The sequence below is a fragment of the candidate division Zixibacteria bacterium HGW-Zixibacteria-1 genome (assembly GCA_002838945.1).
Taxonomy (GTDB): Bacteria; Zixibacteria; MSB-5A5; order GN15; family PGXB01; genus PGXB01.
Map to the genome: position 1 here is coordinate 67,657 of PGXB01000012.1, position 17,174 is coordinate 84,830.

At 49.7% G+C, this 17,174-nt stretch carries 8 protein-coding genes; 4 read left to right on the forward strand and 4 right to left on the reverse strand.

Going from position 1 to position 17,174, the window contains the following annotated elements; genetic code table 11:
• Positions 1–155: 155 nt before the first annotated feature.
• Together CVT49_06750 and CVT49_06755 are read left to right on the forward strand one after the other, a co-directional pair.
• Positions 156–1,058, forward strand: a complete 903-nt coding sequence (locus CVT49_06750; protein ID PKK83830.1) for a hypothetical protein — start codon at positions 156–158, stop codon at positions 1,056–1,058.
• A 36-nt stretch (positions 1,059–1,094) separates the two neighbouring features.
• Positions 1,095–1,283, forward strand: coding sequence for a hypothetical protein (locus tag CVT49_06755; protein ID PKK83839.1), 189 nt, complete (start codon positions 1,095–1,097; stop codon positions 1,281–1,283).
• A 73-nt stretch (positions 1,284–1,356) separates the two neighbouring features.
• Here CVT49_06755 and CVT49_06760 read toward each other — a convergent pair whose 3' ends face one another.
• Together CVT49_06760 and CVT49_06765 are read right to left on the reverse strand one after the other, a co-directional pair.
• Complete coding sequence (locus tag CVT49_06760; GenBank protein PKK83831.1) at positions 1,357–2,541, reverse strand: rRNA large subunit methyltransferase I; 1,185 nt, start codon at positions 2,539–2,541, stop codon at positions 1,357–1,359.
• A 287-nt stretch (positions 2,542–2,828) separates the two neighbouring features.
• The gene (locus CVT49_06765) at positions 2,829–3,629 is read right to left on the reverse strand and encodes a hypothetical protein (GenBank protein PKK83832.1); all 801 of its coding nucleotides are present in this window, start codon (positions 3,627–3,629) and stop codon (positions 2,829–2,831) included.
• A 221-nt stretch (positions 3,630–3,850) separates the two neighbouring features.
• Between CVT49_06765 and CVT49_06770 the strand changes: the two genes are divergently transcribed.
• A complete protein-coding gene (locus tag CVT49_06770; protein ID PKK83833.1) occupies positions 3,851–6,214 on the forward strand; it encodes a hypothetical protein in 2,364 nt (787 codons plus the stop codon).
• Between the two features lie 75 nt (positions 6,215–6,289).
• Here CVT49_06770 and CVT49_06775 read toward each other — a convergent pair whose 3' ends face one another.
• On the reverse strand, positions 6,290–12,418 hold the full coding sequence (locus CVT49_06775) for a hypothetical protein (protein ID PKK83834.1): 6,129 nt from the start codon (positions 12,416–12,418) through the stop codon (positions 6,290–6,292).
• A 12-nt stretch (positions 12,419–12,430) separates the two neighbouring features.
• Positions 12,431–14,962 carry a hypothetical protein gene (locus tag CVT49_06780; protein ID PKK83835.1) on the reverse strand — a complete coding sequence of 844 codons (2,532 nt, stop codon included), beginning with the start codon at positions 14,960–14,962 and terminating at the stop codon, positions 12,431–12,433.
• 872 nt (positions 14,963–15,834) lie between these two features.
• Between CVT49_06780 and CVT49_06785 the strand changes: the two genes are divergently transcribed.
• Positions 15,835–17,174 (forward strand): hypothetical protein (locus CVT49_06785; protein ID PKK83836.1); only part of this gene is annotated, 1,340 nt, incomplete at its 3' end.

The window sequence follows — 17,174 nt, forward strand, 5'->3', positions numbered from 1 at the left end:
GCAAAGTTCTCCCGACTATAAACCATCGGCACAGAAATTATAAAAATTGAAAGACCTTGATAATTTTATGACAGGATTAATTAAATAAATGACCTATTAACAGGGGTGGACATTAGAAGTGAAACCTGTATCGACAGGCAACATCAATAACAATCATGTTTGGAGTACCTCCTATGCGAAGGATGAGTGTGGTCGAATCCAAAAGGCGAGGAAGCGGCCGGAATAATGGTTCTATAATCTCCACCTTTCTGGCTTTGTGTGCATTGGCTGTAACTTTGATGGTGCTGGCACCGGCTTGTTCAAAAGGAAATAAAGAAACTCAAAACAGGAATAATTCCGGTGTTGTCATTACGCTTGAAAACGCCGACAGCGTCCAGCTCTTGGAGACGCTTTATGACCATTCCGATAAGATCTGGACGGTCGCTTTCAGCCCTAATGGCAAACTGCTGGCATCCTGCGGACAGGATGGAAAAGTGCTTGTTCGCAGCGTTGACTCGCTCGCGGCGGCAGGGCAGATGGGAGATTTTCCTTATTGGGTGATCGGTTTAACATTCAGTCCTGACGGCCGCTATATAGCGTACGGCGGAGCCCAGGGCTTTTCGGGTCCGGTTGGGCCGATCGGAATATGGAATGTTGAAGCAGACAGTCTGGAGCGTGTTCTGGATGGCCACAAAGGCGGGTGCTGGAGTCTTGATTACCAGGAGAGTTCAGGTATCCTTGTGTCCGGCAGTTTTGATGGCACCGTGAAAATGTGGAATCCACAAACCGGCGCATTGCTTCAAACGCTGATTGGCCATACGGCGCCTGTCCTGTCGGTTGATTTTAATCCCCACCAGGACCTGATAGCATCATCCGGAATCGACTATACCGTCCGCTTGTGGGATAGCCAAGCCGGTAATCCGGTGAGTGTCCTGAGAGGGCATTCCGGGAATATCGGATATGTTAAATTCAGTCCCGACGGTCTGAAAGTAGCTTCATCCGCCGATGATGGAACGGTTAAGCTCTGGAATATTGCCGATAGCAGCCTGATCTGGTCCTGTGATGCCGGTCAGGGCTGAATTAATTGCGTCAATTTCAGCCCCGATGGCCGAGTGATGATGACCTGCGGACATGATGGATCGGTTGTGTTGCGCGATGCTGCGACCGGTCTTCAACTCAAGCGATTGGAAGGCCATCTCGCCCCGATTATTCGCGGTGCTTTCAATCGGTCCGGTACCTTGCTGGCCACGGCCGGCTGGGATAACACTGTTCGCATATGGGGAATTAAGACCGGCACTGACTAAGCTTGCATAGCTGCAGTTCAATTGATAATAATCTGGTTTGATTAGACACGCCGCAGTTTTACAAATACAGTATTTACAGCGCTTCCAGGATGTAGCAGCGGAGGTACTGCGTTTCCAGCATGGCCTGCAAAATTGGATGATCGGCGGATTGTGTCAAAAAGCGGCGGACCCGAAAAGTGCGGTGAGCGTCGCGGGCGGCGGTGCGCAGCACGCTCTGGAAAGCATCATCAGCCAGGTTCATCGAGCAACTGCAAGTCACCAGAATTCCCCCCGGCGAAAGCAGTTTCATGGCTGTCATGTTGATCTCGCGATACCCGGCTATTGCGGTTTTCAACTTGCTCTTGCTTTTGACAAATGCCGGCGGGTCGAGCGTGATAAGGTCAAACCTCTCCCCTTCCGCGGCCAGATTCCGGAGCTTCTCAAAGCAGTTGGCGCGTTCGGTGGTTATGATATTTTCCACTCCATTCAAATGAGCGTTTTCGGCCAGCAGGGAGAGCGCCGCTTCCGACTCATCGACTGCCAGAACCGATGTCGCCTCGCCCAGGGCATAATTGATTGCAAAACCGCCGCTGTAACAGAAGCAGTCAAGAACCCGCCGCCCGGAAGCGAGACCCCGAGCCGCGGCACGGGTGTCGCGCTGGTCGAAATAAAATCCTGTCTTGTGCCCCGCGAACGGATCGACCATAAACCGCACTCCCGCTTCCTCGATTGTCACCCGGGATGGTACCTCGCCGAAGATAACCTCCACGCTTGACGACAGTCCCTCGAGTTCGCGGTATGAGGTATCATTGCGCAAGAGTATGCCTTTGGGTGCGAGAACTTCCTTCAACGCCTCGATGATGACTTCGCGCAGCTTTTCCATGCCGGCGGTGAATAATTGCACCACCAGCCGGTCTTCGTACCGGTCAACAATCAATCCCGGCAAAAGGTCTCCTTCGGAATAAACCAACCGCCCGGAGCGAACCTGCCCCATGACAGACTCGCGATAGGCCAGGGCCTTTCGAAAACGCTTGATAAAGAAGGCGGTATCGATCACCTCGCTATGGCGAGTTAAAATGCGAGCAGCAATCAAAGTATGGCGATTGTAATATCCGCGACCGACGAATTGTCCCCGCGCCTGGAACACATCGACCAACCCGCCATTGTCATCCGCCCCGCTTGTTTCCGCAATCTCATTGCTGAATATCCAGAGATGTCCGGCGCGGAGGCGACGGTCCTCTTTGGGCTTAAGGATTAGTCGACCCACAGGGTTTTCCATATTATTAATCGCTATACCTCCTCATACCACGGACAAAGTATAGCGGCTATTTAAAAAAGTCAAGGTGCCGGGAGATATGTAAGGACCTGATGATGCAAGGTCGGATAGCTCTACGCAAACATAAAACCATTCAGGCAACTAAATTGAAAATACCTGGTAATTGACACATGGAGAGCGGCTCAAAACCGCCCCTGCCTTATGCATCATTAGAACGATATCTAAATAGATGGTTTTAGTATTCCGGATGTCTAATAAGTGCCTAACCTGGCCTCCTACAAAGATTATATTTATGGGCCGACATAGCTGACCTGCAGGCGGCTGTAACAGCAGTTTCCATCATAGCTGTAATAAGCATAAGTGCCATCGGTGTAGTAGTCCACTTCAAAAGTGTCGCCATCGGCAAAATACCAGGTCAGATCGACAGAAAGCGTATGCCACTCGCTCTGTGTATTCTGGACATTTTCATGAATATTGCCGCCATTCTTCATTATTCGAACCAATCCGCCCGTATTGGATTCATTGGCCGCCCAGGCATTGATACGATAAAAGCCGGCCGTTTCGACCGTGAAAATACCACTCGTTGCGATCGATAAATAACCCGAAGCGGTATTGAAATCCACGACATCGGTGCAGTACCGGTTCCAGCCCATAGATTGCCCATGAGAGGAACAGCCGCCCGACCACATTATGGGCGATGATAATTCAGCCGACTTTGCATGGAAAGCGTAAGGCGCCGTTATCAACTGTGTTCGTGGTGAAATTTCATCATCACCGGAAACGGTTATTCCGAGCCATCGGGAGCTGTCGGCTGAGAATAGATTATCCTGGAACGGCCCCAATCGAACAGAGAACAGCCCGTCAACAATGCGAACCATCATCCTGTCACTTGTCCACAGGATACCGCCGCCTTCCCCGGCATTATAAATTTTGAAAAATATGGAATAATCGCCGTCGGCAACAGGATTGCCGGCGCCATCGGTAAGCCGCCCCTGATAATTCATCGAATTCGGCACCTGCGCCACGGCCAGCCCGGAGATCAGGATTATGGCTGCCATTAGCAATAATCGAGGAATGAATGACTTTTTCATTGACCCTCCTGATGAAATTAATAAGATGAGCGATTTTGCTTAATTATAATATAAGAATAAAATATCCTTTTTGCAACAATTGAATCACTTCACCCGGCTATGTGGCTTCCGGAAAACCTGTCGCAATAATACTTGACAGAATATGTGGTTTTTCTATATTACCTGTGGTTGATACACCCCGATGGTTTTTGCATTTCATCAATCTTTCTCCGGGAGGTAGTATGTTCAGCCCTCGAATTCTGACCATTTTATTGCTCTTATTTATCGCCATAAATTCAAATCTGTCGGCTCAGCAGAGTACGACCGGGCCGGTTCCGCCGCCGGGAACCGATCGCGGGCTGATGCCGACCACACGCTCGCAATTTGTTATCCCTGATGTCCCGGCCTATATCTGGAAGCATGGCTGCGGGCCGACGGCAGTCGGAATGGTGATCGGTTTTTGGGACATGGTCGGGCCGGATCTTGTCCCGGGAGATGCCTCCACGCAGACTCCGGCAGTTAATGCCATGATTGCTTACGACAGCAATCACCCGATTTGCGGACAGCCCTATTCGGATCATTATCAGGATTACGCATGTCCAATTGATTACTCTCCGGCGCTTTACACCGATCGATCAGAGACCGGAGGCGCACATGCCGATAATTGCGTGGCGGATTATATGAAGACATCGCAAAGTCTCTACAGCAATCGTTATGGCTGGAGCTGGTTCTCCGATATTCCTGCCGGATTCCTGGGCTATGTCAATCAGGCGGCCCCCGGCATTACTCCGGTTGTTAATAATTATGATTACTGGGGATTCTCTTTCGAGAATTACAAAAACCAAATCGATCAAATGCGGCCGGTGGTGTTGCTGGTTGACACCGATGGCGACGGCTCCACCGATCATTTTGTGGCCGGTATCGGATATGATGATGTGGCCATGACCTATGGCATTCGAGATACCTGGGATCAGGGAATACACTGGTATGCATGGCGAGAAATAGGCGCCGGAGTGACCTGGGGGATCTATGGGGTCACCACTTTCGGGGGGATTGACTGGACGAAACCATACGTTGTCCTGGATTCGGCGCAATTTCTTAATTCCTCCGGCGACGCATTCAATGATATCGGCGACACGATTCAAGTTTATCTTTACCTGAAGAACTATGGTCAGGACGCCAATAATACCTTGATTACACTTTCGAGCAATGACCCTGCAATAATATTTCACACGCAATCAATATACTTCGAGGTCATTCCGGGTTCTGGTGCACAGACAAATAATCTGGGAATCCCTCTCGAGTACATCATACCTGATCTTGGAAATCCCTCCTATGACTCCATCTATGTGACTATTAACTCCGACGACAGCGCCTATATCAAGACTTTTGGTTTCGAAGAAATTGTCGGGCGGGCGCGTGTTTTGATAGTTGATGATGATCGCGGATTTTATTATGAAAATATATATTGGGGCGATCTTTATCAAAAAGATGTTCCGGCTCATGTCCACGAGAAATTGATCGAGGGGTCCCCTTCATTATCGCTAATGAGTCAGTACAATACGGTTATTTGGTACACCGGGGACAGCACTCTGGATTTTCTGCAGCCTGAAGATATAAGTGTCATGAAAGATTATCTTGATGGCGGCGGAAATCTATTTCTTACGGGCCAGGGGCTGGCCGGAGAACTGAATACAGAAGATCCTGACTTCCTGGCAAATTATATTCATGCCGGATACGGAGGCGTCAATTTCTGGTATATTCACAACGGAGTTGCGGGGTCGCCGATTGGAGACGGCTTGCATATAAGATACTACAGCGGGTCAAATCAGGCCTTCAATCTCAGCCAGAAAATAAATGCCCTGGAAGGCGCCGTTCCCGCATTCCAGTTTGCCAATACCGGCGGTGGGTATTCAGCATTAAGTTATGCGGGAGATTATAAAGTGGTCTTCTTCACTTTCGGCTATGAGGCGATTGCAAATGATCTGCCGAATTATGATTACCGCGATGTGGTAATAAGCCGGGTTTTGTCATTTCTTGATGCCTGGGCGGTTCCTCCCTGCCATGATTCCGATAACGATGGTTTCGGTGATCCGGGTCATCCTGAAAATGCCTGCGAGACCGACAACTGTCCTTACGCCTATAATCCTGATCAAGCGGACGGCGACGGAGATGGTGTCGGCGATGCCTGTGATAATTGCCCGTCGATCAATAATACCAGTCAAACAAACTCCGACGGTGACATATTCGGAGATGTCTGTGACAATTGCCCCTTTGCTATTAATAATGATCAGGTCAATTCCGATGGAGACAGTCACGGCGATTCCTGTGATAATTGCATCCACGTGAACAATGAGGATCAGGCCGATGCCAACTCCAACGGCATTGGTGATGTCTGTGAATATATTTGCGGTGATGCCAACGGCAGTGCTACAATTAATATTCTTGATGTTACATTTCTGATAAATTATCTGTATAAGGCGGGTCCGCCACCCGACCCGCAGGAGTCTGGTGATGCCAACGGAAACGGTTCCATCAATTTACTGGATGTAACTTACCTGATAGGTTACCTCTATAAAGGCGGACCAGCGCCGATGTGCCCATAGGCGAATTGTTCATAAAATAAAAAGACTTCCCTCACGAATTTCCACGTGAGGGGAGTTTTGTTGCTGGTTTCAATTCTACTTAAAACGGACTTCGTTCGATTTCTGTATTACCGATAAGTTGTTCGTGGTGGTAACTTCGACCGAAGCGGCGCCGCCGCCCGTCGGTGTTTTACCCTCAGGAGAGCGAATCCGGTAATGCAGTTTCAGTTTCTGTGACGGAGCAATCTTTTCAATTAAGATGCTTAACTTACCTCCATTGACCTCCGCTGTGATAACCCGCCGGTCAATAGCGGCACTGTTTTCGACATATACCGCGCCTTCCGGCAATATGTCGGTCAAAATACTGTTCACCGCAGCAATAGCGCTCTTGTTCTCGATAGTCAGAATAACTTCCCAGGAATCATCAAGTCCGATTTCAATCGGGCCCGCGCCGGGTTCGAAGAGCGTATCATATTTGATCGGATCAAGTGTCAGGATCGTCGAATTTTGCCACTTCTGCGCCGGTGAAGCATCGGGTGCGAGGAAACCCTCGGTTTTGGCACGGATAATCACCTCGGTGCGCCGGTTGGGCTGCAACTGTTCCGAAGTATGACCGGTGGTGACAACCGGCCGCGTGGCGGCAAAACTTTCATAGGCCAGACGGTCGCGTTCAATATTCCTCTTGTCAACCAGCCAATCCACGACGGCTTTGGCACGGGCCTCACCAAGCTCCCAGTTGGATGGAAATAGCCGGGTGTGTATGCGGCGGTAATCGGTGTGTCCATCGACCTTTATCTCGGCATCGGCATATTTCATAATCGAATCGGCCGCGGCTTCAAGCTGCGGAATGGCCGGCGCCTGCAGGTCCGCTTTCGAGGTTATAAACAGGGCGGGAGTCAGAGTAATCTGGACATCTCTGGGCGGGGCAAGCATGAGCGGACCGACGGCTACTTCCACCGGGTCGGAAACCACGGTTTTCGTTCGGTCGGCCTCAATTGGCAAAGCGCCTTCAATATGCACCTTATTGGTCAGGAATCGGCGCAACCCCGGAGCCAGGTCGCGCAGCGAATAATACGCCGACTGCTGCATCCGTTCCTGTGCCGCGGTGATTTCGTAAACAAGCGCACTGCCGTCTTTCTTCGGCGTCAAGGTTTGGTTATTATCCAGTATGAAATCGGTATTCGACGGAAATGAATCGACTATTCTGATTAACGTCGGATCGATTTGACCGTTTGATTTGATATCGATTTCATAGTCAACCAAAACTCCCAAAGTATCCTTTTTCTGATCCGGATCGATCTGTGCCGTTTTGGTCACTTTAACAGCCGGTACAATCGCGGCCTGTTTGTGAATATCCAGGCGAGGATAATCGGGGCAGACGCGGAATATGACATAGGATTCGCCGGATTCATGGACATGTACAAACACGGAGGACTGGGCATCCTCGGGAACATAATAGCCGTCAAGATCCCTTTCATCAAGAGCCACGACCCGCTCACCGGGCCTGACGGTACTGAAATAGAACAGGCCGGCTTCATTGACCTTCGACTGCGAGCCGTCATCGAGATAAACATCCATACCGACCGGACCGGAATCCATATCGGCAATTCCATCGCCGTCACAATCGACGATAACCTTTCCGCGTATGGAACCTGACAGCGTATGGCTGAGCACATAGATTCGCGCCATGGCCCGGTTGGAATGAATCAGCTGATCGCCCTGGTAAGCCTGGGCATGTGCAATGTTGTCATTAAATCCGGGATGGGCCGAAGCGCCGATAAGCACGGTATATTCCACTGTCAGGGTCGCGCTGGCCGGAAGATCACCCAATGACCAGACGAGCGGATTGTCGCCTGACGGATCACCAAGGGCGCCGCCATTGAGGATACCCGTGCCCGCGACATAAAATATTCCACCCGGCAGAGTGTCGGTCAGTTGGACATCTTCGAATAAATCGCCGGAATAATTCTCGATCGTAATGGTGAAGCGGACCAGATTACCGGTCATGGCGCTGGGCCGGTTGGTGATTTTGGTGACCACAATCGGTGTCAGACTGACGGCAGTCAGGACCTGATTGCTTTGATTATCACCCTGCGAGCTTCGGACTAAAGCTGTGTTAGGAATTTTCAGGCCGTCGGGAACGCCCGGATCAATCGTCACCTGGAACGAAACCGAGCGCGACTCAAACGGATTCAAAGTTCCGACGTTCCAGACAAGACTATCGGTGGCAGGATAATAAGTCCCGCCGGCACTGATCGAGCCGGTGACATAGGCTGTCGAATCAGGGACGGCGTCATAAATCATGACGTTATTGGCAGCGACAAAATTTCTATTCGTGACAGTTATGGTGTAAGTCAGAATATCTCCGGGCAAGGCCAGCGTAGCGCTTACGGCTTTACTGATTTCGAGCAGCTGGGTCACTTTGTCAACCGTCGTCTGGACCGTATTGCTTACAAATGTCCGGGATGAAGCAGGCTTGGCAACATCTTCGATAATAATGGCATATGCCTTGTTGGAGACAGTCGTCGGGTAAATGGTGAAGGGGCCGTCAAGAACCACTTTGAACGATACCTGCACAGTCGCCCCGGCCGCGACACCCATAATATTCCAGGTCATTTGATTTTCCAGAACATTGTACATACCACCGCCGGTGGCAGAACCGGTAACATAGGCGGTCGAATCGGGAATACTGTCAATAACAAGCAAATTTCCGATAGCATACTCACCGTTGTTTTCAATTGTCAGAGTATAAAGAAGAGTATCCTGTTCAAAAGTAATCGCCTTATCGACTGCTTTTGAAATGGTAATTGCCGGTGAAACGATTATTTCAGCCGAAGCAGTATCCGCGCCGCAGTCATTCGAAGCAATAAGAGTGACATTATAAACACCCTCGGAGTTAAACAGGTGGCTCGGATTTTGAAGATCGGATGAATTGTCGTCTCCGCCGGCGGGATTGCCGAAGTCCCATTTCCATGATAGGGTACGGCCGTTACCATTTGATAAATCGTTGAATTGCACGACGAGAGGCGCGACACCTTCGGTCGGAGAGGCGCTGAAAGCAGCCGTCGGAGGACCAAACACAGTGACGCATTCATTCTTGGTAATCACTTTAGTTCCACCGGCATCCACGGCGGTAAGTTTCACGGTGTATTTCCCGGGGATGTTGTACATGTGCTGTGCTATCTTACCCGATGCAGCATTGGCTCCGCCGCTAGCCGGGTCGCCAAAATCCCAGGTCCAGGAGCTGATTTCACACGGCCCATTGGAAATACCATTGAAGGCGGCGGTCAACCCGGCACATCCTGAGGCTGGCTCAAAAGTGAAGTCAATCTTGCAAGTATCGATTACGTAAATGTACTCTTCCCTGCTCCTGGTATCTTTGCCGCAATCATCGGTAACGGTCAAGGTGACCGTGTATATGCCCGGCGCGGTATAGGTGTGACTGGGATTTTTTTCTATGGACGTTACGAAATCTCCAAAATCCCATAACCACGATTTAATACCAAGAAGACTTGTCGACAGGTCGCTGAAATCGACTGTCAGAGGGCTTTCGCCTGTTCGCGGCGCGGCCTCAAAATCGGCCGTCGGCCCGGCATGGACCGTAATATAGTCGGTCTTGATTTCCGTATCTTCACCGCAGTTATTATATGCGGTCAAAGAAACCGTATATAAGCCGGCCGTATTATAAACGTGCGAGGGATTCTCATTCGATGAATTCGTGCCGTCGCCAAAATCCCAATACCAGGAATCGGCCATCAGCGACAGGTTGGTGAAAGCAATTTCAACCCCTTCGCAGCCCTCGTTCACTTCGGAAGTAAAATCCGCCGTCGGCAAGGGCATTAATACGATGGTCTCATCATGACTGATGGAATCCCGGCCGCATTCATTGGTAACGGTCAAAGTGACCGTAAAGACTCCATCGGAAGTATAAAGGTGACCGGGATTCTGCTCGACCGAGGTCCAGCCATCGCCGAAATCCCATGACCATGATGTTGCATACAGGGACTTATCGGTAAATGTAACCAGGATTCCCGTGCAACCAGCATCCTGGCGTGATTCGAAACCGGCTCCGGGGCCGGCATAAATGGAAATATACTCTTCTTTTGTCTCTTCATCCGAGCCGCATGAATTGTAGGCAATCAACCTGACGGTAAAGTAACCTTCGCTGGAATAAGTATGAGAGGGATTTTCTTCGAGAGACTCTGCCCCGTCGCCGAATTCCCATTTATAAGAATCGGCTTCCGTTGACAGATTCGTGAATGAAACCACCGTTCCCGAGCAACCTTCAAGGTTGTCTGCCGTGAAATCGGCCGTCGGTCTCGAAAGTATGGTGATATAATCAACCATCACGGTATCATCCTGGCCGCAGGGATTGCCCACCGTCAGCGTAATCGTGTAAATCCCGGCTTTCATATAAGTATGTGACGGATTCTGATCAGGCGACGAGATCCCATCCCCAAAATCCCATTGCCATGAGAAGGCGTTGCTCGACATGTCGGTGAATGAAACCGATTCACCCTCACATTTCTCACGAATGTCGGCGGCAAAATTCGCAACCGGTTCCGGATAAATTGTGATGTACTCCGTTTTAATTTCTTCATCATCACCGCACTCATTGGTGACCGTGAGTTCGATCGTATAAGTACCGGCGGCGGAATAGACATGACTCGGGTTCCTGTCATCGGTCCCTGTACCATCGCCAAAATCCCATGACCAGGAATCGGCGTATTGAGACAAATCCGTAAAGCTGACCGTCCCATTTACACAGCCTTCGGTTATATCGGCAGAGAAATCGGCCGTCGGCTTGGGGAATATCGTGATATATTCGGTCTTGACAGCCTCATCCTCACCGCAACTATTGGCAATCAGCAAGGATACCGTATAAATACCGGCTGTGGAATAAGTATGTGAGGGATTCTGTTCGTCCGAGGTTGCGCCATCGCCAAAATCCCATTTCCAGGAATCGGCATACCGGGACCGGTCAGTAAAGTTGACTGTGGTTTCGGCACATCCTTCAGTTATATCAGATGTGAAGTCTGCTTCAGGAGACGGGTAAACGGTGATGTACAGCTCACGTACTCTCATATCTCGGCCGCATTCATTATATGCCTTCAATGTCACCGTATATTTGCCGGGCATTGAATAAGAATGAGCAGGATTTTGTTCTATGGAACCGGCTCCATCACCGAAATCCCACCACCAGGCGACCGCATAGAGCGACAGATCGGTAAATTGCACAAGGCCCCCGGTGCAGGTCTCGGTTGTTTCCGAGGTGAAATCGGCAACCGGCCTGGACAGGATGGTAATATATTCGTTTTTGACGGCGGTATCTTCGCCGCATTCATTTACCACCGTTAAAGTAACCGTGTATTTTCCGGCGGTCGAATAATTATGAGTCGGATTTTGCTCTATCGATGTCGCACCGTCGCCAAAATCCCAGGACCATGAGGTAGCATAGGTCGACCGGTCGACAAAACTGATGACCGATCCTTCACACCCGGATCTGGCATCGGAACTGAAATCGGCAACCGGGTCGGCGCCGACCGAAATGATTACTTTCCGTTCCTTTAGGTCCCGGCCGCATTCATTGTAGGCCTTCAGTGTGACCGTATATGTTCCGGCCGAGGCGTACGTGTGCGTGGGATTCTGATCGCTTGAGTAATTTCCGTCGCCAAATGTCCAGTACCAGGTATCGGCGCCGATCGAGCGGTCGGTGAAGCTCACCGTCGTCGACTGGCAACCATCATGCAATGAAAATTCGAAATCCGCGATGGGGACGGTCTTGACTATTATAAAATGTTCCTTTATCGCGGTATCCGTTCCACCGGGACCGATAACAGTCAGAGTTATGGTATACTTGCCGGTCGATCGATAAAGGTGTGTCGGATTTTCATCATTGGAATAATTATCGGCTCCGCTCGCAGGATCACCGAAATCCCAGTTCCAGGTGTCGATATATCCCGTGGATAAATCCGTAAAGCTTACCAACAGCGAATCACATCCCTCTCTGGGGAAGGCACAGAAATCGGCAACCGGTTCGGGACACCTGGCCTTGTCCAATCCCGGATCATAAGTATGAATTTCATTGGTCAGAGGACTGACACACTCGTCGGTGTTTTCAATATCAGCCATGATGGGAAGATTCATGAGGCCGATTATTCCTAAAATCAGCAGGAGCGTTACCGCGACGCGCCCACAACTGCTATTATGATATATTTTCATCATGATGGCACGCTCCTACATCTTTCCCGTAAAGCGGACAAACAGCCCCTGGCCGGTGTAATTCCGATCGGGGTACAGATCAATGTCGCTTTCGATTCGTTCATAACCCAACGACACCCGATACCAGCGCTGGCTGTCATAGCCGACCTCCAGTCTGGTGAATGTCTTTTGATCATCGAGAGGGGCATTCAGCAGGATACTCTTGACCGAACCTCTGATAAATAATTCCCGTGATACTGAAACCGAGCCACTGAGAAGCAGAATGTATGATGATGATGTCACTTCGGGATTCGGCATGTAATTCTGCAGCTGCCACCGGCGGATCAGACCGGCCGTAAACTCATTGAGACGATCCCGGTTCCAATTGACCTTTAACCCGAGGTCCCATATTTTATCGCATGAATGCACGCTGTATTCTCTGTCTTTTCTGCGGAGTTCACTTTCGGCGTTAAACGAAAGATGATGCGTGTGAAAGTAAGTGAGCTGTCCCAGTACAAAATCCTCCGTTGCGCGGGTGGTGGAATCGGCGAACCACTGGCGTGTCTCATGACGTCCGACTTTGCCGACGGCTTTGATTTTTTGAAGCGGCAAATATTCCACCGCGAAAGTGCCGGCCCGTTGCGTCCGGCTCGGATCATCCTGCCAGAGTTGCACACTGCCACCCGGAGCCGTATAGCGTTTGTACTCATAGGTAGCTAGCGTGTTGAGATTTACATGCGGGCGATACTGAACAGTGGCAAAAGTCACGTCCTGTCGCTCGTCATAGGTATCCAGCTTGCGGTCGTTACGGAGCGCCAAGCGCTGTGTCAACTTGATGGCGGCATTTTCGCCGGGTTTGCTCGTCAAGGTCAGAGCCAACTGGTTGGTATTGGCATCATGATCGCCCAACTGTATTTCATTCCGAAACATGATCATTTCATAATTAGCAACATATCCGAACTGTCCCAATAGGCCGACATTTTCGAAACTTCCCCCGATATCGGCCATGACCCGGTTTTGATAATTGTCCGCAAGGGCCGCATTATTGCGGTCCTTGATATCGCGCCTTTCAAGTTTCAAACCAAACCCGAGCTTATTCGTCAAATCATTCCGATATCCGAGTAGGTAAATATTTTCATTGCGTAAATAATCAAAGGTGTTGTACTGCCCGTTTTCTTCCAGACCTCTGATATCGGCGAAAGCAGCCGTGGCCTTTTGTTTTGAAGTCAACTGGTAGTCTCCGCCGAGAAAAAGTCGCTGCTGGTTCTTCGTGGGATTAAGATCCGAATTCGTAAATGACCGGAACTGATCATCAATTCTCTGAAAATCGGCATTCAATTTGAGATTATCAATGACATTTGATTCGATGCCCGCCCTGAGAGCAGAGTAATCGGCATTTGTGCCTTGATTTTCGGCACCGGCGACTTCTACATAACCTGAGGTATGATTTTGCACTTTGAATGAACAATCGGCTCCAAGCAGATTCTCCGGCTCCGCCTCGCCGGTTCCTGAAGCCTCATTATCGGTAAAACGGTGCAAATATGATCCGCTTACCTGAACATCGTCGAGAGGGGTGATCTTCCCGCGCCCGCCGACGATCTCATCATTTTCATCGCGCAGATAATCATAAGTAATGACGATATAGACCGGATCGGCGGTCGGTGATTCACTGGCCACCGGCTGGTGAAGCAGCACCCTTCCCAGCAAATAGTCCATATTATAATCAATATCACGGGTGAGCATTTGAGTCGATATTACAATAGTTTCATTAAAACGATCGCGGACTTCGATCTTAACCTCTTCACTTCCCCGGGTAACGGGTGCGTGGGTCAGGTCGAAGGGGCCGCTGGTACCATCGGCGCGGAGCCCCACGGAGGTGCCCTCACGGTATGCTTTGCCTTCAAGCTTTCCGCCAACCGCTTCGACGCCGACCGGCCCACTGTGTAAATCGGCATAGGCCCCGAATATCGAACGCTGGTGCAGGGTAAATTTCGAGTTTTTGAAACTCGGGCGAAGGGAACCGCCCTCGATAAGGCCATAATCCTCGGATTCAAGGCGCATCAGCAGCTCGAGCCGGGCGGGATCCTGAGGCTGGGTTAGCAGACGGGAATCGAGATTTTCGAGCTCCCATTGGCGGTTGGGATCATATAACCCCCGGCCAGTGAAGCGCCAGGTGTCCCAAATGGGCTCTGTCGATTCAACCGACATTTTCAGGCGAAAGATCGAAGGATCGATCGTTTGATATTCTTCTCCTATTCGTGAGTCAATAATGGCCGCGCCATTGACCAGGAAACCATGGGTGGCATTTCCATTGGCGAACATCGACAGGCGGTAATTGGTTGAGAAATCGGCTTTGAGAGACGGATTGGCCTCCTCAAAAGCCTTTTCATTACCGCTGACGTCAAGCGCCTGCATGGTCAGTTCGCCAAAGCCAAGCAGGAGCAAATCCTGATGGTTTTTCGAAGAATCATACCACTCGAATATTTTGGCATATGTCGGCTGCGCCGCCATAAACGCCAACAGAACAATAATCAGCCCGAATTTTCCAAGTATGGTTTTTAGAGACATTTACATTTACCCCGTCTCTTGGTGTTGAATAAACATTGCCGTGTTTGCCGATTGGGAAAAGCGGCATTGAAAGTATATCGATCTATGCAGATATAATATTTGTAATGTAACACGTCGACAATAATATACAACTGCATCCAGATATGTCAATGATATTCCGACGTTAATGCGATGTCCGGTCGAATCTTAGCAATAATTGTATGACAAATGAACATTTGGAATATAGTTTCACCCATGATTTAATGAATTGTGCATTATTTGCGCAAAGAGGATATAATTCGACCTATTTTCGAATCATTTTTCCGGTTTAGAATGAGGCCGTTTTATTTTTTCAGGGACGATTGTGGAGACAGGCTTCGGAAGGCAGGCTGTTGTTTTCCCGCGCCAAAGCTTCAAAAGTCGTCCAAGGGCGCATTTTCCATGCTTAATAGTTATAACTTAATAACTTACATTATATGCAAATGAATTTGTAAACCCTTATCGTCTAATGCGTTCTAAATAATTTTCATTGACAAACAGCAATAACTTCTTATATTATTTTAACGCTTAGCAGTACGATACTGCCAGGTATTATTGTCTTGCATTGGTCGGGCGACTAAATATCGGAGATAAGTTACCTGTGACCGGCTGTTGTGGTTTTGCCAAATTCACTCCTATTTGCGACAATTATTTTGCAAAAGATTTACATGTATTATAAACTGTTAATGATAAATAAAATGTTAATGGAAGGGAGGTGATTTTCTCGCGCTCGGTTTTTATACCGAAAACCGAACCAGGGTTTTTGACGCGATTGCAAATTTCCTTTTCTCAGTTACGCGCGACGGAGGGATAAGTTGGGATTCTAACTTGCTATTTTCGAAAGGAGAGAAAGAATGACAAGAAAATTTTTACCGATTGCCATACTCTCCCTGTCTATTGTCGCCTTTATGGCGCTTTCGGTCTTCGCGGCAAAAACTGCCGATAACAATATTTGGAAGTACAGGGAATATATCACCAAGAATTCCAAGAGCAAACTTGCCGGTGCCGAAAATTATACCGGCTATTTTAATCCGGGTTCCGAGGGCTCTTTGAGTTTTGACGGCGCTCAGGCGGCCTCACCCGGTATTCAGGTCGGTATTACGACGTACGATCTCCAGAGCAATTGTCGCATGAACCGTCAGATTGACTGGCGCGGCAGCAAGAATATGCAAATTGTCTGGATGAAATCCACCATTTATAATCTGACGAACCTGGATCGGGGTACCGCTTATGAAATGTATGATGCCAGTCTGGGATCATTCACTTTCGAAGGGGCGGGCGGCGGCTGCGATATCCATCCACGCAGCGGCCCGGGCAACAATTATTCCGGTTATGTCGGCCTGGATGTCGACACCGAAGGCAAGGTCGTGATCGGCAACCATCATGATGAAGGCGCCGGTTGGCTGACGACCGTTTGGTATGATTTCGATGTCGCTTCATGCTTCTTCTCCCCCTATAAAAGAAGATTACCGGACTCGGTTTCAAAGTATGGTGTCCCGCCGGACCAGATAACATCGGGTGAATGGCAGTTTATCTGGCCCCAGATGGAATATCAGGTTTTTGAAGGTGACACCGTGACTCACGTTTTTTCGATGCAGTATGAGGAAGAAATCGATCCCTCTTTTGTACACTATTACAGAAGAGTCGGGTCCGATACTCTCGGCGCCTGGGATTATCCCCCGATGATCGTCGACACGATTCCGACCATTGCCCAGAGTGTTACCGCTTCACGAGTCAGCGGCAAGGTGGCTCTGGTCTGGCAGGCTCCTCCGGGCGCCTATCCCGGCGATCCGGAATCCAATGCCCGTGACTGGATCGACCCCGGCCTGGGTGTCAACCAGCGAATCAATGATATTTATTACAAGATTTCGACCAACATGGGCGCTTCCTGGGGTCCCAAGGTTAACATGACTGCCTATGACTCTACCGAGGGCGGTTTCCTTGGCCATGGCGATATGTCGATTCTGATTGATACCGACGACATTCTCCATATTCTCTGGCCCGCTCGTATTATCGATCCGACCGGAGTCGATGGCGGTCTTGGAACCTATACCTATTTCTGGGGATCGCGTATGCTTCACTGGGATGAGACCAGTAATGAAATCAGAACGGTGAAGGATGCCAACTGGGATATTGCCGACGAAGACATCAATGACAGCACCTGTACCGGCGGCGCCTGGAACGAAATGAGTCT

Excerpts from the sequence above, each read along its gene's own strand:
- CVT49_06750 (PKK83830.1), top strand. The coding sequence starts at position 156 with ATGTTTGGAGTACCTCCTATGCGAAGGATGAGTGTGGTCGAATCCAAA.
- CVT49_06755 (PKK83839.1), top strand. The coding sequence starts at position 1,095 with ATGATGACCTGCGGACATGATGGATCGGTTGTGTTGCGCGATGCTGCG.
- CVT49_06760 (PKK83831.1), bottom strand. The coding sequence starts at position 2,541 with ATGGAAAACCCTGTGGGTCGACTAATCCTTAAGCCCAAAGAGGACCGT.
- CVT49_06765 (PKK83832.1), bottom strand. The coding sequence starts at position 3,629 with ATGAAAAAGTCATTCATTCCTCGATTATTGCTAATGGCAGCCATAATC.
- CVT49_06770 (PKK83833.1), top strand. The coding sequence starts at position 3,851 with ATGTTCAGCCCTCGAATTCTGACCATTTTATTGCTCTTATTTATCGCC.
- CVT49_06775 (PKK83834.1), bottom strand. The coding sequence starts at position 12,418 with ATGATGAAAATATATCATAATAGCAGTTGTGGGCGCGTCGCGGTAACG.
- CVT49_06780 (PKK83835.1), bottom strand. The coding sequence starts at position 14,962 with ATGTCTCTAAAAACCATACTTGGAAAATTCGGGCTGATTATTGTTCTG.